Below are 20,799 nucleotides of genomic sequence, written 5' to 3'. Positions count from 1 at the left end.
GGTATGATTATTGGCGTTGATATTAATCCTGACCGCGAAGAGTGGGGCCGCAAGTTCGGCATGACCGCGTTCCTGAACTCCAGGGGCATGAGCCGTGAAGATGTTGTTGCCGCAATCGTGGCCATGACCGACGGCGGCGCGGATTACACCTTTGATGCCACCGGCAACACCGAAGTGATGCGCACTGCGCTTGAGGCATGCCATCGGGGTTGGGGCACTAGCATCATCATTGGTGTGGCCGAAGCGGGCAAAGAGATTGCAACCCGTCCATTCCAACTGGTGACCGGCCGCAACTGGCGCGGTACCGCATTTGGCGGGGCCAAGGGCCGCACCGACGTTCCAAAGATCGTCGACATGTACATGACCGGCAAGATCGAAATCGACCCGATGATTACGCATGTCATGGGGCTTGAGGATATCAACAAGGCATTTGAATTGATGCACGCGGGTGAAAGCATCCGCAGCGTCGTGGTGTTCTAAATGACCTCAATCGCTGACATCGTCGCCGAACATGCGCACCGGGAAGGGCCACTGTTGCCTATCCTGCATGACGTGCAAAAAGCGTTCGGCTATGTCAGCGAAGATGCCATGCGCGACATTGCACAGGCGCTGAACCTGACCCGGGCGGAAGTGTACGGCGTCGTGAGCTTCTACCATGATTTCCGCAAAGAAGCCGAAGCGCGGCCCATATTGAAATTGTGCCGCGCAGAGGCGTGCAAGGCGCGCGGTGTCGACGCGTTAGTGCCGATTGCCGAAAACCAAAGCCGCGTGAAGGTAGAGGCTGTCTATTGCCTTGGCATGTGCTCGGTTGGTCCAGCTGCATTGGTTGGCGACCAAGTCATCGCCCGATTGGACGCCACGCGCCTTAGTTCATTATTGGAGGCCATGTGACCGTCCGGATATCCAATGACGCTGTTGCGCTCGCCTGTGGCGCGGATGCCGTTGCGGCTGCTTTTGCCGCGGCGGGCGTCGAAGTCGAACGTGTGTCCAGCTGGGGCATGCACTGGATGGAACCGCTGGTTGACATTGACGGCGTGGGCTATGGTCAAGTCTCGGCCGATCAAGTTCCTTCGATCTTAAGCGGTGACGCTAAATCCATCGGACGGATTGAGGACCACCCCTTCATCGCCAAACAGAACCGATTGACGTTCGCGCGCGCGGGCAAAACACGGCCAACATCGCTGGACGATTATTACGCATCGGGCGGCTGGCTGGGTCTTGGCCAAGCGCGCGCAATTGGTGCTGACGCAACCATCGAAACAATCATGGCATCGGGCCTTCGCGGCCGCGGCGGCGCAGGTTTTCCGGCTGGCATTAAATGGCGGACGGTGGCGGACGCCCCTGCTGAACAGAAATATATCGTCTGCAACGCCGACGAAGGTGACAGCGGAACCTTTGCCGACCGGATGGTGATGGAAGGCGACCCGTTCATGCTGATCGAAGGCATGGCAATTGCCGGTTTCGCCGTCGGCGCGAGCAAAGCCTATATCTACATCCGTTCCGAATATCCGCACGCCATTGCCAAGATGGAAGCCGCTATCCGGCTGTCTGCGCATTTGATTGCGCCATTTGTCGTCGAAGTCCGCGTTGGCGCGGGCGCATATATTTGCGGCGAAGAAACCTCGCTCTTGAACAGCCTTGAGGGCAAGCGGGGCGAAGTGCGCGCCAAGCCCCCCCTACCCGCGCTGGAGGGCCTGTTCGGCAAACCGACAGTGGTCAACAATGTGCTCACGCTAGCCGCCGTGCCATGGATATTGGCGCATGGCGGTGAAGCTTATGCAGCGTATGGCATGGGCAGGTCAAAGGGGACGATGCCCGTCCAGCTTGCCGGAAATGTCAAACATGGCGGACTTTTCGAAGTCGCGTTCGGTATTACGCTTGGCGAGCTGGTCAACGATATCGGCGGCGGTACGGCAAGCGGTCGCCCGGTGCGCTGTGTTCAAGTCGGTGGGCCATTGGGCGCATATATTCCGCCTGCCCAATTTGATCTGCCCTTCGATTATGAGGCGTTCGCCGCGGCGGATGCGCTGATCGGCCACGCAGGGATTACCGTTTTTGATGACAGCGTCGACATGGCACAAATGGCGCGCTTTGCGATGGAATTTTGTGCGATTGAAAGCTGCGGCAAATGCACGCCCTGCCGATTGGGCAGCACGCGCGGCGTCGAAACAATCGACCAGATTATCGCAGGCAAAAATGTCGATGCCAATCTGGCTTTGCTTGCCGATCTTGCCGAAACCATGAAGTTCGGTTCACTATGCGCGATGGGCGGATTCACGCCTTATCCCGTTATGAGTGCGATTAAACTGTTCCCTGAGGATTTCAATCGATGACCACCATATTAGATGGTGGTATGGGCCGCGAATTGCAGCGATTAGGCGCGCCTTTCCGACAACCGGAATGGTCCGCTCTTGCGCTCATGGAAGCGCCGGAATTTATCACCCAGGCCCATGAACGCTATGCGTTGGCAGGTGCAAAGGTGATCTCGACAAACAGCTATGCTGTGGTTCCCTTTCACATCGGCGAAGAGCGTTTCCTCAAACGCGGCACCGAACTTGCGCGGCTTGCAGGACAGTTGGCGCGAGATGTCGCTAATCGGCATGATTTGATTGTGGCAGCTTCGCTGCCGCCGGTCTTGGGCTCCTATCGGCCCGACCTGTTTGAGGTTGAAGCAGCACGGGCAATCTTAGCAGTTCTGATTGAAGGTCTGTCGCCTTTTGCCGATATTTGGCTTGCCGAAACATTGAGCACATTGGCAGAAGCGCGATTGGTTGGCGAAATGCTGAAAGCCGACGAGCGACCGCTTTGGTTATCCTTCACGCTGAATGATGAAGGCAGCGCGATGTTACGCTCAGGCGAGACGATCGAACAGGCCGCCTCGCTGGCGTCCGAATGCGGTGCGGAGGCGATATTATTCAATTGCAGCGCGCCTGAAGTGATGGAAGACGCGGTCTTCCGCGCCAAGCAGGCTTTGGGCACAGAATCCATCGCTATTGGCGTATATGCGAATGGTTTTGCCCACGCCGACGAGGAAGTGCCCGCCAATGGCGGCTTTCGAGAAATTCGCGCAGATCTTGATCCGCCCCGCTACTTGGACTGGGCACAAAAATGGGTGGCTTCAGGCGCAAATATGGTCGGTGGGTGCTGCGGAATAGGCCCGGAACATATCCGCGCACTGCGGGACGGTCTGTCATGACGGATCGGCACGCGGCAATGGACCATTATCCAATGGATTTTGCATGAAGCGGCTGGGCGCGATCATCGCTGGCGGCAAGGCTACGCGCTTTGGGAGCGACAAGGCAGCGGCACCCCTAAATGGAACCGCGCTGATCGAACATGTCGCCGATGGCTTACGCGATCAGGTCGACAAATTGATTGTCTGTGGGCGCGCTTGGCCGGGCATGGACTGGGTCGAAGACCGGCCATTCGCAGGAATGGGGCCTTTGGGTGGCCTGAATGCCGCGCTGCATTATGCGCAGCAAAACGGGTTTGATGCGGTGGTGACCGCGGGTTGCGATGTTGTGCCCGTGGCGCAGTTTCCGATAGATGGCTCTTCTGAACGCGCCATCTATATTGATGGTCATTATCTGTTTGGCGTCTGGCCTGTCGCACTTGCGCCATTGCTGGACAGACATCTGCGTCATCAGGATAATCTATCTATGCGCAACTGGATTGCCGTATCCGGCGCACAAGCAATCACATCCGCAGATGTTTTTCACAACTTGAATACGCCCCGGGAACTGGCACAATATGCTGCTCAACGGTCGAATATGGGTATAAGGTAGACATATGACATACCAGCCGCAAAATGATTTTGGGACCCCTGAAAGCCGTTCGGACGAAACAGTTTCGCTTACGATCGACGGCCGCAATGTGACTGTGCCCGCAGGGACAAGCGTCATGCGCGCGGCTGCGGAACAAGGCACGTCGATCCCCAAATTATGCGCCACCGACAGCGTTAAAAGCTTCGGTTCATGCCGCTTGTGCTTGGTCGAAATCGATGGCCGCCGAGGGACCCCAGCGAGTTGCACGACGCCTGTGGAACCCGGCATGGTTGTGCGCACGCAAACCCCGCATCTGGCAAAATTGCGCAAAGGTGTGATGGAGCTGTATATCTCCGACCATCCGCTCGATTGCCTGACATGCGCCGCCAATGGCGATTGCGAATTGCAGGATCAGGCAGGCGCCGTTGGTTTGCGCGATGTCCGCTACGATGTGCAGGCCACGCATCTTGGGCAGGAAAAAGATCACTCCAATCCCTATTTCGATTTTGATCCCAGCAAATGTATCGCCTGTTCGCGTTGCATCCGCGCCTGCGACGAAGTGCAGGGCACCCTTGCGCTGACGATGGAAGGCAGAGGCTGGGACTCAAAGATTTCTGCAGGTCTCGCCAGCGATAATTTCCTCGAGTCTGAATGCGTGTCTTGCGGGGCTTGTGTGCAAGCCTGCCCGACGGCGACGTTGGTTGAAAAGAAAGTGGTCGAAGTCGGCACACCGGAACGCAGCGTTGTCACGACCTGCGCCTATTGCGGTGTTGGCTGCACCTTCCGCGCCGAAATGCGCGGCGAACAACTGGTGCGGATGGTCCCGTACAAAGACGGCAAGGCCAACCGTGGCCATAGCTGCGTAAAAGGCCGCTTTGCCTGGGGCTATGCGCAGCATCAGGAACGCATATTGAAGCCCATGATCCGCAAGTCGATCAGCGATCCGTGGCGCGAAGTCGAATGGGACGAGGCATTTGCCTACACCGCGTCCGAACTGAAACGGATTAGCGCGAAATATGGCCGCAATGCGCTTGGCGGAATTACGTCGAGCCGTTGCACCAATGAAGAAACCTTCCTTGTGCAAAAACTTATCCGGGCAGGCTTTGGCAATAACAATGTCGATACCTGCGCACGCGTGTGTCATTCGCCCACCGGATACGGCCTCAAAACAACCTTTGGCACCAGCGCGGGGACGCAGGATTTTGATAGCGTGGAAGACACCGACGTCATCCTCATTATCGGGGCCAACCCCACCGACGGACACCCGGTATTTGCCAGCCGGATGAAACGCCGTTTGCGTGGACAGGATGGTCGCCCGGGCGCTAAGTTAATCGTCATCGACCCGCGCCGTACCGACATTGTCCGTTCGCCGCATATCGAGGCGCAGCACCATCTTCCGCTTCGCCCCGGCACGAACGTTGCCGTGCTGACGGCGATGGCCCATGTCATCGTCACCGAAGGTCTGGCCGATGAGGCATTCATTCGGGAGCGTTGCGACTGGGACGAATATAGCCATTGGGCCGAGTTCGTTTCGCAAGCGCGCAATAGCCCCGAAAATCTGCAGCCGGTAACGCTGGTGGATGCCGAAGAGCTTCGCGCAGCCGCGCGGCTTTATGCCACAGGTGGCAATGGAGCGATCTATTACGGCCTCGGTGTGACCGAACATTCGCAAGGCAGCTCGACCGTTATGGCCATTGCAAACTTGGCGATGGCGACCGGCAATATTGGCCGCCGGGGTGTCGGTGTTAATCCGCTGCGTGGCCAGAACAATGTCCAAGGCGCCTGCGATATGGGCAGCTTCCCGCATGAACTTGCCGGATATCGCCACATCAGCGATGGCAATACGCGGAAATTGTTTGAAGATGACTGGGGCGTAACACTGGATCCAGAACCCGGCCTGCGCATACCCAATATGCTCGATGCCGCGGTCGATGGCGTTTTCAAGGCGCTATATTGTCAGGGCGAAGACATCCTTCAATCCGATCCAAACACGGCGCATGTTTCGGCTGGGCTGGCGGCGATGGAATGTGTGATTGTCCACGATCTTTTCCTGAACGAGACCGCCAACTACGCGCATATCTTCCTGCCCGGATCGACCTTCCTTGAAAAAAATGGCACGTTCACCAATGCCGAACGCCGCATTCAGCCGGTGCGCAAGGTGATGACGCCGATGAACGGTTTGGAAGATTGGGAAGTCACGCAGCGGCTGGCGCAGGCGATGGGGCTGGATTGGAACTATACCCACCCGTCCGAAATCATGGACGAAATCGCGCGGCTTACGCCGACCTTTGCTGGCGTGTCCTTTGCACGGCTCGATGAAGCCGGCTCGCTGCAATGGCCCGTGACCGCAGACGCGCCCGATGGATCGCCGATCATGCATGTGGACGGCTTCGTCCGTGGCAAAGGCAAATTCGTTGTGACAGATTATGTTCCAACCGATGAGAAAACCGGACCACGCTTTCCGTTGTTGCTGACGACCGGACGCATATTATCGCAGTATAATGTCGGCGCGCAAACGCGGCGAACAGAAAATGTCGCTTGGCATCCAGAGGATTTGCTAGAAATTCACCCAGTGGATGCCGAGGATCGCGGCGTTAAATCGGGCGATTGGGTCAAATTGGCAAGCCGCGCGGGAGAAACGACGTTACGCGCCACCGTAACCGATCGCGTTGCCCCCGGCGTCGTCTACACCACATTCCACCATGCCGTAACGCAGGCGAATGTTGTCACCACCGACTTTAGCGACTGGGCCACCAACTGCCCCGAATATAAGGTCACCGCGGTTCAGATTAGCGCATCGAACGGGCCAACCGAGTGGCAGGAAGAATATGAAGCTTTGTCGACACGCTCTCGCCGGGTCGAAACCGGAATTGCTGCCGAATGAATAGCGTCGAACGCCTCGTCCATATGGCAAACCAGATTGCAACCAATCTGGCGACCGATGCTGCGCCTGTTGCGGCGGTCGCCGATCACATTCAGCAATTCTGGGACCCGCGCATGAAAAAGATGATTTTTGCGCATGGGACTGCGGGCCTGTCTCCGATTGCTGCAGCTGCCATCAGCTTACTGGCCGACGCGCAAAATGGCGCCTGATCAGGGTTCAAAACCAATCCATTTTTTTGTGCTTAAGCCTGATCACGGCGCGACCGAAACCATAGAACGCAGCATCATTGTCGAGGCGCCTGTCGCAATCGAATATAATGGCATCGGCTATGCCGTGATGATGGCAACGCCCGTTGATCTTGAGGATTATGCTATTGGCTTTAGCATGTCCGAGGGGTTGATTAGCCGCGCCGACCAAATTTTGGCCGTTGACGCACATAAGGCTGACTTGGGCTGGATATTGCGGATTCAGGTGCCAGCAGAAAACGCCGAAAAAGTCTTTGCCCGCGCCCGTCAGCGCGTTTCGGAAAGCAGCTGCGGGCTGTGTGGCATGGATAATCTGGAAGAGGTCATGCGTCCCTTGCCGCGGGTCACCGCGCAGATCGATGTATCGGACGCCGCCATGTTTACGGCATTATCGGCATTGCGTGCACATCAGACACTCAATGCCCAAACCGGTTCCGCGCACGCAGCGGCATTTTGCGCGTCCGATGGCTCTATCTTAATGACGCGGGAAGATGTGGGCCGGCACAATGCACTCGACAAATTGATTGGAGCGCTTGCCCGCGCGCACATCGACATCGCAGCCGGCTTTATAATTTTAACCGCGCGCTGCAGCCTTGAACTGGCGCAGAAGGCTATTCTTGCCAACTGTCCAATGCTCGTGACCATATCAGCGGCGACGGACCTTGCGATCGACGTGGCGGAAAAATCCGGCCTTCGCCTGATCAGCCTAGCGCGTGCAGACTCGGCGCTTGCCGCAATGCCGCAAACCGGTTGATCAGCCAGCTGCGGAACATGGAAATTGCAGGATCGCCCAAATCATCGGCGTGGAGTTTCAGATAATAGCCATAGCCATCTTCGATGACTGCATCATATGGCATAACAAGCCGCCCGTCAGCGATTTCCCGGGCGAACATATCTACGTCGCCTAAAAATACCCCACTTGCGGCCATGGCATATTGCGCAGCGGCAATCGTCGTATCAAAGGCGAGGCCGCCATGCGTGGCCATGGTCAGCCCATTTTGTCGCAGATAGGCCGTCCACAAAAGATCGCGCGGTTCTCCGTCCAGTTTCAGGTGAAGCAGCTCCTGACTTTCCAGAAATTCCTCGAGCGACTTACCCTGACTGTCAATCGCCGTCGCAGGCGCACAGAGCGGCGCGACACGGACCATCCAAAGAAGGTCTGTAATCCGGTCGTCGACATTGGGGCGGTCATAGGCAATCGCCATATCGAAATCGGTGGCTGGCAAACCAGTGACATGCGCGCTCGAAACATCGAGCCGGATGCCCGGATGTTCGGCCCGAAAATCGCGCAACATTGGCAGAAACAGCTGCTGCAACAAGGATGGCGGCACATGGAGCCGAAGCGAACGGCTTGTCACTTCATCATTGCGGATCGAGTTCATCGTTTGCTCAAGCCGGTCGAGGCATTTGCTCACGACGGGCAACAGCTCTTCCCCTGCGGGTGTTAGCAATAGGCGCGATGCATCACGGACAAAGAGTTGCTTACCCAACAATTCCTCAAGCCCGCCGACATGCCGGCTCATGGCACTTTGCGACACCGAAAGCGCCGATGCGCCGCCTGTGAAGCTCAAATTCTGGCCCACCGCTTCAAAGGCGCGCAAGGCATTCAACGGCAACCAACGACGGTTAATATTGCTGCGGTTGGAAATGGAATCGACCTTTCAAAATCATATTGGTTTCCAATGACGTCACTGCCCTACATTTTGACATAGGGCTATGCGAAAATGCGATTTTATTCGACCGGTCAAGTGGCCCATTCTCCGATCTGGGGAAAATTAACCAAAGGCATAAAAATGGACTTAGGGCGGATGGACGCGCTGTTCCAGCAGCGTCGCGAAGGACACACCTTACCGCAGGGTCTTTATACGGATCCTGATAGCTTCGATTTCGATATGGCCGCTATTTTCGGCCAAAGCTGGCTTATGGCTGGCCTCGAATGCGAACTGCCCAAGGCCGGAAGCTATCTTTCGATGATGGTCGGCAAATGGCCGGTTATCATCACGCGTGATCGGCAGGGCGATATCCGCGCCTTTCACAACAGCTGCCGCCATCGCGGCTCCATGATTTGCGCCGTCGGCAGCGGGACCGCACCAAAGCTGGTTTGCCCTTATCATCGTTGGACATATGATCTCGATGGCTCTTTGTTTGCGGCAAACCGGATGGGCGATGATTTTGACAAAGCCGAACATGGCCTAAAACCTGTCGCTATCGAATGTGTTGCAGGGGCGATTTTCATCTGCCTGTCCGAAACACCGCCACCCATTGACGACTTTAGTGCAAAGCTTGCCGAATATGCAGCGCCGCATAATCTGAAAGACGCAAAGCTGGCGTATGAGAGCGTTCTGGTCGAAAATGCCAACTGGAAACTGGTTATGGAAAATGGTCGCGAATGCTATCATTGCAGCACCGGTCACCCCGAACTGTCCAAAACATTTCCGGTTGGAATGTCGAAGCATTTTGATAGCGGCGAAGATGCACGCGTCATGGCTTTCGAAGAGAAAATGGACGCGCTTGGCCTGCCGCAAACCCCGGTTGAGGGGCATTATTGGCAAATCGCACGCTTTGCATTGAACGACGGCTGCGTTTCGATATCGGGCGATGGGAAGCACCTGTCCAAAAAACTGATGTGCGACGCCAATGAAGGCGATATCGGTTCCATGCGCTGGGCAGTTGATCCGCACTGTTTTGTCCATTGCACCGCAGACCATGTTTTCATGTTCAGCGCTATGCCCGTCGGCCCCAATGAAACCCACGTCACCGGCAAATGGTATGTCCATAAAGATGCTGTCGAAGGTGTCGATTATGACGTCGAAAAACTCATCTCCTTGTGGACCATGACAAATTTGGAAGACAAGATGCTGGCCGAAAACAATCAAGTGGGTGTGAACAGCCCCGGCTACACCCCCGGCCCCTATTCGCAAGAAGCCGAAATGCTCGCGTTGCGTTTTACCGACTATTATTGCGACAAGGCTCGTGATTATATTGCAACCCATGGCAAAGGATAACATCAAGGGGTTGCGCCCCGAAACGCTGGCAGTCGCATTTGGTTATGACCCGGAAATGGGCATGGGATCGGTCAAGCCACCGATCTTCATGACATCCACCTTTGTCTATCCCTCGGCGCAACATGCCAAGAATGTGCATGAGGCCTATTTTGACGGCTCGGGACCGCTGGTTGGGGAAACAAACCACATTTATTCGCGGTTGGGGCATCCAGGCTTGGACTTCCTCGAAAAACGCCTCGCGGCAATCGATGGCGCAGAAGAAGCGGTTGCATATTCCAGCGGCATGGCCGCGCATTCAAGCATTGCGCTGGCCTATGTCCGCCCCGGCGACAGCGTGTTGCATGGCCGCCCGATCTATGGCGGCGTTGATATGCTCTACAACAGCATCATGCCGCAATTCGGATCGCACGTCGCCGCCTATACTGATGGCACGGACGAAAACGATGTCCGCAAAGCGGCTGATGAAGCGATGGCCAAGGGTCCGTTGAAACTTATCATCGCCGAGACACCCGCTAACCCGACCGCAGCCTTGGTTGATCTTGATCTGATGGTTCGGATTGCGGACGAAGTGGGAGCCAAGCAAGGACACCGGCCGCTGGTGGTGGTCGACAACACCCTGCTCGGGCCATTTGCGCAGCGCCCCATTGAACATGGCGTAGACCTGTGCATGACGTCGCTGACAAAATATTGCGGTGGGCATAGTGATCTGCTTGCAGGCGGGGTTTCCGGTCGCAAAGAATTGATCGACTATCTGCGCATGCAGCGCACGACGTGGGGCAATCACCTCGATCCTTACACGTCATGGCTGGTGCTGCGTTCGTTGGAATCGGTCGCGGTGCGCACCGAGCGTGCGATGGAAAACGCGCGCGGTGTTGCCGAATTTCTGCGCGATCATCCCAAGGTCGCGGGTGTGACCTATCTGGGTTTCCTTGAACCAGGCACACCGCGTCGCGCGGTCTATGATCGGCAGTGCAAGGCAGCCGGTTCGACATTCTCGTTCCACCTGCATGGCGGTGAGGCAGAGGCCTTCCGCATGCTTGACCAATTAAAGCTGCTTAAGCTAGCGGTCAGTCTGGGCGGGTCGGAAACTTTAATCTGCCATTCGGCGAGCACGACGCATTATGCGCTCACCCCCGCTCAGCGGTTGGCAGGCGGTATCACCGATGGCACGATCCGACTGTCGGTCGGGTTGGAACATGTTGACGATTTAATAGGCGATTTACGCCAAGCGCTGGAGGCGGTGTAATGGAACTGAATTTTACCGGAACCGACATATGCGCAATTAATGGAACGCGCAGCGCTCCTGAAACGCATTATGATATTGTTGTTGTTGGCGCGGGGCCAAGCGGCATCGCGGCGGCGATCGACGCGGCCAAAGCCGGAGCAAAAGTGCTGCTGGTCGATGAAAACCCCGTTTCGGGCGCTTTGATGGGCAATGATATACCGCTTTATTTTGGCGGGCGGATGACCGCAGCGACCCAGAATACAGACCGCATGCTCGAAGCTATCTTCATGAGCATGCCCGCGCTTGAAACCGCAATGGATGCCGGGGTCGAATTGTTGCTCGGCACAACGGCGTGGGGCGTTTACCGCAATGGTCCCGGCGTTGCCAGCCTGCCGCAGCAAGTTGTCGGCCTCGCCGATTCCGAACGATCATGGTTGGTCGGTTTTGATAAAATTGTCCTTGCGACCGGCGCGCGCGATTTGGCGATGTCTTTCCCCGGTTGGAACCAGCCCGGCGTCATGGGCGCGGCGGCGCTTCAAATGCTGCTTACCCGTTATGAGGCATTTGCCGGACAGCGCATTTTGGTCTTGGGCTCGCATGATCTCGCGCTCGAAACGGCGCTATTGGCGCAGGCGCGCGGTATCGACGTGGTTGGCCTGATTGAAGTCCGCGATACACCGCAAGGGAATGCCGAACTGGTCGCCAAGGTCGCAGCCGCTGGCATCGCCATCCGCTGCGGACAGACCATTACATCGGCAACAGGCGGCATCAACGGCATTGAAAGCGCTACGCTATCAACCGGAGACGTGATCGCATGTGACACGATCTGCGTTGCTATCGGTTTGATCCCGTCCATCGAACTGGTGGATGCGATGCACGGCCCGCGCGCGCTGAACGCCACGCGCGGCGGTTACATTCCGGCCGGCGAACCTTCGGTCACCGCAGTGGGTGATTGTGCGGGGCTTGCGGATAGCGGTTTTGACCATATCGCCTACCGTATGGACTGGATGCGCGCGCTATCTGACATCAGCGCCGACGATACGATCATTTGCCAGTGCGAAGAAGTCACGCGCGCCGATTTGATTGGCGTACAGCCACCAAATTACCTGTCGCGCCCGGCGCCCATGTGCGCCCGTTCGCTGGACACTTTGCTTCAGGACGGCCCCGCCAATCCGGACCAGATCAAGCGTCTGACGCGCGCGGGCATGGGCGTGTGTCAAGGCCGCCGTTGCCGCGATCAAGTTGCAATGTTGCTGGCGATTGAGGCGGACAAGCCATTCGGCTCAATCCCGCTCGCCAGCCACCGTGCGCCGGTTCGTCCGCTGCCGCTCAAAATCCTTGCTGAATGGGATGAGCCTGCGGAAATGGACGCTGCATGGGATGTCTGGTTTGGTATCCCTACCCAATGGGTGCCGGTTGAGGATCTTAACACGCCTTATCAGGATGAGCATCGCCAGATGCTTTACACGGGGATGTACACATGAGCGGTTCGGAAGTTGTCATCGTCGGCGGCGGCGTTACGGGCCTGAGTGCGGGCTGGTGGCTCGCGCGTTCGGGGGTCAAGGTCACAGTACTCGACAAGTTCATCGTCGGTTGGGAAGCCTCCGGACGTAATGGCGGCGGTGCATCGCATTATTCGAGCCCATTGTTTGACGAAGAGCAGCGCCTTTGGCCGCAAATGGACGAATTGCTTGGCTATCCGACCGAGCACCAAAAAGGCCGCATCCTGATTGCGATGACCGAACGGCAGTGGGAACAATATCGTTTCATTGCCGAACGTCACACGCGGCTTAATCATCCGGTTGAATTGCTGGACGTTAAACAGGTGCAAGAGGCCGTGCCATTGGCAGGCGATAATTGCTTTGGCGGTGTGCATTATAAATTTGGCGGACACGCCAACCCACAGCGCAGTGTGCAGGCTTATGCTTGGGCCTTGCAGGATCTGGGCGGAAAAATCGTTCAGCACAGCCCGGTCACCGGTTTTGAAACCGCTGGTGGCAAGGTGACGGCCGTGAAGACCGCCAACGCCACTTATGGCTGTGACGCTGTCGTGGTGGCGGCAGGACCGCAGATCCCGCAATTGATGGCACAGCTTGGCGTCAACGTGCCATTGGCAGCCGCCCGCGCGGAAATGATCATCACGGAACCTGCGCCAATGATGCCGCTTGGCGGCGTTGACGGCCATAAAATCTATGGCCGCCAAACGCTGCGCGGAAACCTCGCTTATGGTGGTGGCCCGCATGAATGGCTTGATGTGGACGCAACTGGCCCGGCCGCACGTCCTTCGACCCCGCTGGCCCGCAACCTTGCGAAACGACTGGCGGAACTTTTGCCCAAGGCGGCGCATCTGAATGTCATCCGCAGCTGGGCTGGCATCATCGAAAACTCGCCCGATGGCCGTCCAATCATCGACCGCCTCACCAGCCCAGACAATGTCGTGGTCGCGTCCATGTCGAGCGTCGGCTTCGGCCTATCGCCAGCGTCGGGTCACGCGATCCGCGATCTGGTGATCGACGGGAAATGCTCATTTGCCGATATCGATATCCTCAAACTATCGCGCTTCGACAATCTCGAGTCCGATTGGCGCGAAAAGCGCGGGTGGATGCCGATTTCATGAGCCAATATTCGGCTTTCGGATTGCTGCGCGGTGCTTTGAACGGGCAGAAGCACTGGCAACCTGCGTGGCGCGATCCGGAGCCTAAATCGCATTATGATATCATCATCATCGGCGGCGGCGGGCACGGGCTGGCGACGGCTTATTATCTTGCCAAGGTCCATGGCCTGAAAAACATCGCGGTTCTGGAAAAGGGCTGGATAGGCGGCGGCAACACCGGACGTAACACGACGATTGTTCGGTCAAACTATCGGCTAAAGCCATTGCACGACCTTTTCGAATTCGGCTTGAAAATGTGGGAGCATTTAAGCGACGAGTTGAATTACAATGTCATGTTCTCCCCACGCGGCGCAATGTTTCTGGGTCACAGCGACGCTGACATGACCAAGCTTGCCGAACGCGGCGACGCGATGCGGTGCGACGGGATCGATGCCGATTTAATGACCCGCGACGAAGTGCAAAAGCTGGAACCGTTGCTCGACATGTCACGCAGTGCACGTTTCCCGATTGAGGGCGGCTTGATTCAGCGGCGCGGCGGCACTGCCCGCCATGATGCCGTCGCCTGGGGCTATGCACGCGGCGCAGACAGCCTTGGCGTTGACATCATCCAGAAATGCGAAGTCACAGGCTTTGTGCGCGATGGCGATGCGGTGGTCGGCGTGGAAACCACGCGCGGGCGGATCAACGCCGGTCGCGTCGGCATTTGCGTTGCGGGCCATAGCGGCCATGTCGCAGGGCTGGCGGGTCTCAAACTGCCCGTGGAATCGCAAACGTTGCAGGCGATGGTGACCGAAGGCGTCAAGCCAATGATAAACAGCGTGATCATGTCGCAATCACTGCATTGCTATATCAGCCAGTCAGACAAGGGCGGCATCGTCTTTGGCGGTGACCCTGATAACTGGCCAAGCTATGCCCAACGCGGCAATCCGATGGTCATGGAGCGTGCCGTGGCACAGGGCCTGGCGCTCGTCCCGGCGCTATCACGTCTGCGCATGGTGCGGACATGGTCTGGCGTGACCGACATGAGCTTTGACGGTGCGCCGATCATTGGTGAAACGCCGGTGAAGAACCTCTTTCTCAATGGCGGTTGGTGCTATGGCGGGTTCAAGGCGACACCGGCGTCGGGTTGGACATATGCACACACACTCGCAACCGGCAAACCACATGCCCTGAATGCGCCATTCGCGCTTGACCGTTTCGAACGCGGCGCGACAATCGATGAAACAGGGAGCGGCCCAATGCCGAACAGTCGCTAATGATGCAGTTCACCTGTCCCCATTGCGGCCCGCGCGATCAGGCGGAGTTTATATACGAACGCACCGTGGACGCGGTAGTGTCGCTTGATGCTGCACCCGAAGAAGCGATGAAATCGCTCTTTACACGCAACAATCCACGCGGTGTTGATGAAGAAATCTGGCGGCACACTTATGGGTGCCGTGCATGGATGGTCATCGCACGAAACCGTGTGACGAATGAAATCAGCGCCACCCGTGCCGTTGGTCCGGAGGCTCTGCCGTGATAAACTTCAGTTTCGACGGCAAGACCTATCAAGCGCACAAGGGCGACACACTCGCTGCCGCGCTTTTGCGCAACGGCATTGGCCTTGTTGGCCGCAGCTTCAAATATCACCGTCCACGCGGGATTATGACAGCTGGCGTTGAGGAGCCAAACGCGCTCGTCACCATCGGTGATGGCGGACGCAGTGAGCCCAATACCCGCGCCACCGATGTTTTTGTGTATGAAGGACTGGTCGCCAAAAGCCAGAACCGCTGGCCGAACCTGTCATTCGATATCGGCTCTGTCTTTGGCTTGGCCGCGCCTGCCCTGTCTGCGGGTTTCTATTACAAGACCTTTTTCGGTTCGGCCAAACGCTGGATGTTCTACGAATATTTCATTCGTAAAGCGGCGGGCCTCGGCAATGCGCCGACGAAGACCGACCCTGACCTTTTTAGCCAACGCGCCGCTTTTTGCGATGTGCTTGTGGTCGGTGCCGGACCAGCCGGACTTTCCGCCGCTCTCGAAGCCGCTGAAGCAGGCAAACGCGTCATCCTCGTCGAACAGGACAATATTCTCGGTGCCTCGTTAATCCGCGATGGCCAAGATCGCGATGGTGCATGGGTGGAATCGACCCAAGCTCGCATCCGTGCCGCCGGCGGACGCATCCTCACACGCACCACCGCGTCTGGATATTGGGAGCATGATCTGGTCACGCTGACGCAGCGCATAGCTGAACCGGGTCAAACCCCGTCGCACGGCGTTGCACAGCGGCTTTGGCATGTGCGGGCGGGCCAAGTGATACTTGCGACCGGCAGCATTGAACGCCCGATGGCCTTTGCGCATAATGACCGTCCCGGCGTGATGCTGTCGCAAGCCGTGCGCACCTATGTGCGCCGCTTTGGCGTAGTCCCGGGCAAACGCGTGGTGATCGCGACCAACAATGATGACGCATACAAAACGGCCTACGCGCTCAAAGCGGCTGGGGCTGAGGTCGTAGCCGTCCTTGATGCACGGCCAGCACCGGCGGGCGCGGATAGCGGGCTTCCCGTCTATAACAACGCCGTTCCGCTTTCGACCAATGGCGCGCGCCATTGCCTGAAAAGCGTGACCGCGCGTGTCAATGGCCTGACCCAAAGCTGGGATGCTGATCTGATCGCTGTTTCCGGTGGCTTCACACCCGTGGTGCATCTTCATATGCAGGCAGGCGGCACGCTCGATTGGAATGATGCGGCGCAAGCCTTTGTCCCTGCGGCATCGCGTCAAAATGTGACGACGATAGGCGGGGCGGCCAACCCCGAACCCGTGTTCAATGTCGTCCCGGTTTCCAAACCAAAGAAAAGCTTCATCGATTTTCAGAATGATGTGACGCTGTCGGATGTCGATCTGGCGTGGGCCGAGGGCTATCGCTCGGTTGAGCATCTCAAACGTTATACCACACTCGGAATGGCGACCGATCAGGGCAAGCTCAGCAATATGGCGGCGCTTGGGCGGTTGGCCGAAAAGCAGGGCGTGGCTATTCCCGAGGCGGGGCTGACCACATTCCGTCCGCCTTATACGCCCGTTACGATGGGCTTGTTGGCTGGTGCCGGCGCGAAAGACGCAGGCGCGCATGTTCGCCGCCTGGCGCTGTACGATGTGCACGCGGCGAAGAACCCAATCTGGCAGCCGCTGGGATATTGGTTCCGACCCCGTGCCTATCCGGTGGGCAGCGAAACTTTGGCGCAAGCGGCAATGCGTGAAGCCAAAGCGGTGCGTTCAAATGTCGGGATGACCGATGTGTCGACGCTTGCGAAGTTTGAAGTGTCTGGGCCAGATGCTGCCGCGTTTCTGGAAATCATCTGCGCAACGACGGTCGGCAAACTTGCCGTCGGACGGGGCCGATACACGTTCATGCTACGCGAAGACGGTTTTGTTTTCGACGACGGTACCGTTTGGCGGTTGGACGAGAACCGCTATCTGTTGACCAGCTCAACCGGCGGCGCGGACCGGATGGCGACGCATATTTCCTATGTCCGCCAATATCTCTGCCCGCACCTCCGCGTCTCCGCCATCAATGTGCAGGAACATTATGCCGGGATTGCGGTCGCAGGGCCGCAAGCTAAGGCGACGCTTTCGGCATTGATAGGCGAGGAACCGCCGCGTCATATGTCGACGGTTCCGGCCATGATTGCCGGGGTTCCGGTCATCATCCTCGCCGCCAGCTACAGCGGCGAACGCGCGTTCGAAATTTATGTCGAAGCAAGCCATGTCGGACCCGTTTGGGCGGAGTGCGAAGCCGAGGTCAGCAAGCAGGGCGGCGCACTCTATGGCCTTGAGGCAATGGAATTCCTGCGCATCGAAAAAGGCCATTTGGTCGTCGGCGGTGAAGTCGATGGGCGGATGACCCCGCATGATCTGGCGCTCGACAAGATGCTCAACAAGGCCGGTGGCTATGTCGGCGCGTCCGGCCTATCGCGCCCTGCCTTGTCCGAAGCCGGACGACGGCAACTGGTCGGACTTGAAGCAATCGAGGGCAACATTCCCGAAGGCGCGATGCTTATCACAGGCGAAGGCGCATCACCACATGGCCATGTCAGCGCCGCTGCGTTCCGGATACTGGACGGCGGGTCGATTGCACTTGGCCAATTGACCGACGGCTTTGCGCGGCACGGCGAGGAGCTTATCGCAACCTCGCCAACGCGCGGTCAAATGGCGCGGGTCCGGGTTGTGGCACCGCATTTCTACGACACGGCCGGGGAGCGTTATCGTGACTGATGTAACAATCACAATGCTGCCCGCAGCGCCGCTTCATGCTCTGGAGATATGGAGCAACCCGGCGTCTGTTGCGACAAGGTTCAAGGAAACTGCAGGCTTTGCCTTGCCAGCCATGGGTCGTTCTGACGGCAATGATGCCCTCCTTCTGATCCGCTATGAACCCACCGTCTGGCTGGTCGAAGGCGATATGTCGGCGCTGCCCGGCATATTGGCGGATGACGGTGCGCTCACCGCAATTGGCGGCAGCGTTGTGCGGGTGCAGCTTTCTGGAAAAGGCTGGCGCACATTGTTGATGGAAGGCGGCATTTTCGATGCGGAAAACCCGAATTTCGCGTCAGGATGCAGCGCCGCAACAATCATCGACCACGTCAATGTTCGCCTGCATGTGGTGGATGACGATACCTGCCATGCCTATGTTCCGCTCAGCTACAGCGAAGCCATGATCCATTTTTGGAAGACAGCAGCGCTCAATCTGACGCTTTAGGCGCATAAAGAAGGGTCATGCCGCGCGCATGCCTTTGCTGGAAACCCTTCCACAAGGTAACATTTGCACCGCCCGGGCTATATGCACCCCATGGCGTCCCGGCGGGCGCATTCCACACGCCATCATCCGAATTTTCGGTAGCGACCTTAAGATACGCATTTTTGCTCTCATCGCCCCGTAAGTGCACCGCCAGAAACGCGGAAATAAAGTGCAGGTTGATGGCATTGATCCGGTCCCGCCGCCAAATCGGGTCTTCGAACCAGTCGATGTCCCACAGCGAACCGCGCATTTCACGCGGCGTAGGGTTGAGCGCAATGGAATGGCCTGCCTGCTTGTAAGTCAGCAAATAGCGGTCGGCATTTACGGCGCCACCAAACACCGCCAGCCCGCCGGTTTTATAGTCAACAGTAAAGTCGCTATCGCCTTGAATCAGAAGCAGCGGCGCCGTTAGCGCGGCGAGGCCCTCGGCCCCCCATGCGCTGCTCGGTGCGCCGCCAGCCGGTGCCAGTGCCACCACAGCCTTGACGCCGGGCACTTTGATAGCGTCAGCATCCGCACTGCCGCGTGCGAATTTCTTTAGCCACCCGCCCGCAACCAAATTCATATTCGGACCCGCAGGGTCAAGCGTTGCACCACCTGCGGTGAGCACCCCATAACCACCTTGTGAATAGCCGATGAGCGCAACATTATCCGGGGCAATCAAATCGCCCAAAGTGGCGCGGAGCTGCGCCGCTGCAAATACAATGTCATGTGGCCTATTGAAATTCGGCGCAGCACGCGTGGTGGTTGCAACGACATAAGGGTTTGGATCGCGATGATGGATCGCCGCGACGACATAGCCTTTTGACGCCAGATTCTCGGTCAACCACGTCATCACCGCCGGGTTGTTGCTATAGCCATGGCTTATAATGACCAAGGGGTGCTTGCGGCCTGCGGCAGGCGCGCGCGCAACCGCGATACCATTTTGCGTGAACGTAACCGGCGGAAGCGGTGGCTCTGCCCACAGGCTGCCGCGATATAGGACGGGTTTGGAACCCTTTTGCGCTATGGCGGGGTACCAAATATCCACCTGTACATTGCGGTCGACAAGGCGAACATTGCTGGGGTCCGCATTTGCATTTTCTACGTCGGGCTGGTCACGATGCGTGAAAGTGACGGAACGAAAGCCAACGCCATAGGCACCCAGCGCCGCAAGCTCGGGCGCATCGGCGCCGGGAACACTGGGCGGGCTGGCGTAGATAGGGGCACCCAGCAATATCAGTATGGAAGCGATAAGGTTCCGCATCATGCTATCAACTCCTCGTTTTCGGCCGAAGCCGACGGCCACGCCAATTGCTGCGCCATCCATGGATATTCCTCGATGAGCGGCGGGAAGATTTTTTCCTGCAGTACCTGCTGGCACAAAGCCGCGGTTAGGCTGGGGATATTGCCCAATTCATCGATCCGCGCGACGACTTGGACCGACCGTGAAAACCGCCCCCTTGTCATCGGTTCGGCGCGCAATTGGGAAAGCAGTTCCGGCACCGCCGCCAAGCAAACGGGCGTGGTAATCGCCCAACCGATCCCCGCCGCCACCAATGCCAATTGCTGATGCGACGATTCGACTTCAACCATCTGCGGCAGTTTCAGCTTCATCCGGACAATCTGGCGTTCAATCTGCTGCCCCGTTCCGGTAAGCCGCGAAAAGCGGATGAACGGCAATGACGATGGCAAGCCGACAAGATCCAGCGGTTCTCGAAAATCTTTGGGGAAAACAAGAATGAAGCTTTCCTCAAACACCGGGTGCAGCTCGACTGTGTCACGATGCTCAAGATTGAAGCTACCGGTCACCAGCATATCAATGTCGCGCGCCAGAAACTCGCCCTGATGCTCCATGGAGATACCCGATCGGATATTCCACCGGTCGGCCCGCGAACCGAGGCTATGCAAAATCGGTGCGGTCAGTTGGTTGGCAAGGCTGAACGACATCGCGACCGTAATGCTCGATATAGGCAAGTTTGCGCCTTCGCGCACTTCGTCATAGGCCAGTCTGGCGTGGGCAATCAGCTTTTGCCCGCGCGCAAACAGCGACTTTCCGCTGGCCGTTAGGCCCAATGGCCGCATCGTGCGGTCGAACAGGGACGCGCCTATGCCGGCCTCAAGCTTCGCGATGGTTTGGGAAACCGCCGACTGTGTCACCTGCAAATGGGCCGCACATTGCGACATGCCGCCAAGCTCGACGGTCATCACGAATACTTCGAGCGCGTGCAGATCGAATTCTTGTGGCAGTTTCATGCAGCAACCCTCCCAAGCGTGCAGGTATAGCCGATGGCTAATATTACCTCAGC

General features: G+C 57.7%; 19 protein-coding genes. 16 read left to right on the top strand and 3 right to left on the bottom strand.

All coding sequences use genetic code 11. The features are described 5' to 3' along the window. The 8 genes from GGR91_RS11075 to fdhD all read left to right on the top strand — a co-directional run. Positions 1–480: zinc-binding dehydrogenase (locus tag GGR91_RS11075; protein ID WP_183942258.1), on the top strand; the 480-nt coding region annotated here is incomplete at its 5' end. Continuing rightward, positions 481–891 carry an NAD(P)H-dependent oxidoreductase subunit E gene (locus GGR91_RS11070; RefSeq protein ID WP_183942257.1) on the top strand — a complete coding sequence of 137 codons (411 nt, stop codon included), beginning with the start codon at positions 481–483 and terminating at the stop codon, positions 889–891. Beyond that, a complete protein-coding gene (locus GGR91_RS11065) occupies positions 888–2,333 on the top strand; it encodes an NADH-ubiquinone oxidoreductase-F iron-sulfur binding region domain-containing protein (RefSeq protein WP_183942256.1) in 1,446 nt (481 codons plus the stop codon). Before GGR91_RS11070 ends, GGR91_RS11065 begins: the two co-directional genes overlap by 4 nt. After that, entirely contained in the window at positions 2,330–3,196 is an 867-nt protein-coding gene (locus tag GGR91_RS11060; protein WP_183942255.1) for a homocysteine S-methyltransferase family protein, read from the top strand. Before GGR91_RS11065 ends, GGR91_RS11060 begins: the two co-directional genes overlap by 4 nt. Positions 3,197–3,239: 43 nt before the next feature. Beyond that, entirely contained in the window at positions 3,240–3,785 is a 546-nt protein-coding gene (gene mobA / locus GGR91_RS11055) for a molybdenum cofactor guanylyltransferase (RefSeq protein WP_183942254.1), read from the top strand. Between the two features lie 4 nt (positions 3,786–3,789). After that, positions 3,790–6,648 (top strand): formate dehydrogenase subunit alpha, encoded by a 2,859-nt coding sequence (gene fdhF / locus GGR91_RS11050; protein WP_183942253.1) that lies wholly within the window; start codon positions 3,790–3,792, stop codon positions 6,646–6,648. Continuing rightward, positions 6,645–6,857, top strand: a complete 213-nt coding sequence (locus GGR91_RS11045; protein WP_183942252.1) for a formate dehydrogenase subunit delta — start codon at positions 6,645–6,647, stop codon at positions 6,855–6,857. The genes fdhF and GGR91_RS11045 overlap by 4 nt, the downstream gene beginning before the upstream one ends. Continuing rightward, positions 6,847–7,647 (top strand): formate dehydrogenase accessory sulfurtransferase FdhD, encoded by an 801-nt coding sequence (gene fdhD / locus GGR91_RS11040; RefSeq protein WP_183942251.1) that lies wholly within the window; start codon positions 6,847–6,849, stop codon positions 7,645–7,647. The genes GGR91_RS11045 and fdhD overlap by 11 nt, the downstream gene beginning before the upstream one ends. Here fdhD and GGR91_RS11035 read toward each other — a convergent pair. After that, entirely contained in the window at positions 7,595–8,509 is a 915-nt protein-coding gene (locus tag GGR91_RS11035; RefSeq protein ID WP_246337184.1) for a LysR substrate-binding domain-containing protein, read from the bottom strand. The two genes, fdhD and GGR91_RS11035, sit on opposite strands and share 53 nt — an antisense overlap. Positions 8,510–8,686: 177 nt before the next feature. Here GGR91_RS11035 and GGR91_RS11030 point away from each other — a divergent pair, with 177 nt between their 5' ends. The 8 genes from GGR91_RS11030 to GGR91_RS10995 are packed head-to-tail and all read left to right on the top strand — an operon-like array spanning position 8,687 to position 18,472. Continuing rightward, on the top strand, positions 8,687–9,898 hold the full coding sequence (locus tag GGR91_RS11030) for an aromatic ring-hydroxylating oxygenase subunit alpha (RefSeq protein WP_183942250.1): 1,212 nt from the start codon (positions 8,687–8,689) through the stop codon (positions 9,896–9,898). Beyond that, complete coding sequence (locus GGR91_RS11025; protein WP_183942249.1) at positions 9,885–11,144, top strand: cystathionine gamma-synthase family protein; 1,260 nt, start codon at positions 9,885–9,887, stop codon at positions 11,142–11,144. Before GGR91_RS11030 ends, GGR91_RS11025 begins: the two co-directional genes overlap by 14 nt. After that, the gene (locus GGR91_RS11020; RefSeq protein WP_183942248.1) at positions 11,144–12,607 is read left to right on the top strand and encodes an FAD/NAD(P)-dependent oxidoreductase; all 1,464 of its coding nucleotides are present in this window, start codon (positions 11,144–11,146) and stop codon (positions 12,605–12,607) included. Before GGR91_RS11025 ends, GGR91_RS11020 begins: the two co-directional genes overlap by 1 nt. Continuing rightward, positions 12,604–13,740, top strand: a complete 1,137-nt coding sequence (locus tag GGR91_RS11015; protein WP_183942247.1) for an NAD(P)/FAD-dependent oxidoreductase — start codon at positions 12,604–12,606, stop codon at positions 13,738–13,740. Before GGR91_RS11020 ends, GGR91_RS11015 begins: the two co-directional genes overlap by 4 nt. Beyond that, positions 13,737–14,993, top strand: coding sequence for a sarcosine oxidase subunit beta family protein (locus tag GGR91_RS11010; protein ID WP_183942246.1), 1,257 nt, complete (start codon positions 13,737–13,739; stop codon positions 14,991–14,993). The genes GGR91_RS11015 and GGR91_RS11010 overlap by 4 nt, the downstream gene beginning before the upstream one ends. Continuing rightward, positions 14,993–15,256 (top strand): sarcosine oxidase subunit delta, encoded by a 264-nt coding sequence (locus GGR91_RS11005; protein ID WP_183942245.1) that lies wholly within the window; start codon positions 14,993–14,995, stop codon positions 15,254–15,256. Before GGR91_RS11010 ends, GGR91_RS11005 begins: the two co-directional genes overlap by 1 nt. Next, complete coding sequence (locus tag GGR91_RS11000; RefSeq protein WP_183942244.1) at positions 15,253–17,988, top strand: FAD-dependent oxidoreductase; 2,736 nt, start codon at positions 15,253–15,255, stop codon at positions 17,986–17,988. Before GGR91_RS11005 ends, GGR91_RS11000 begins: the two co-directional genes overlap by 4 nt. Continuing rightward, entirely contained in the window at positions 17,981–18,472 is a 492-nt protein-coding gene (locus GGR91_RS10995; protein WP_183942243.1) for an aminomethyltransferase family protein, read from the top strand. Before GGR91_RS11000 ends, GGR91_RS10995 begins: the two co-directional genes overlap by 8 nt. Here GGR91_RS10995 and GGR91_RS10990 read toward each other — a convergent pair. Together GGR91_RS10990 and GGR91_RS10985 are read right to left on the bottom strand one after the other, a co-directional pair. Then, complete coding sequence (locus GGR91_RS10990) at positions 18,456–19,760, bottom strand: alpha/beta hydrolase family protein (protein ID WP_183942242.1); 1,305 nt, start codon at positions 19,758–19,760, stop codon at positions 18,456–18,458. The genes GGR91_RS10995 and GGR91_RS10990 overlap by 17 nt on opposite strands. Continuing rightward, complete coding sequence (locus GGR91_RS10985; RefSeq protein ID WP_183942241.1) at positions 19,757–20,746, bottom strand: LysR family transcriptional regulator; 990 nt, start codon at positions 20,744–20,746, stop codon at positions 19,757–19,759. Before GGR91_RS10985 ends, GGR91_RS10990 begins: the two co-directional genes overlap by 4 nt. Between the last annotated feature and the right edge of the window lie 53 nt (positions 20,747–20,799).

Source organism: Sphingorhabdus rigui, from assembly GCF_014196595.1.
Taxonomy (GTDB): domain Bacteria; phylum Pseudomonadota; class Alphaproteobacteria; order Sphingomonadales; family Sphingomonadaceae; genus Sphingorhabdus_B; species Sphingorhabdus_B rigui.
This window is presented reverse-complemented; position numbering and strand designations above follow the sequence as displayed.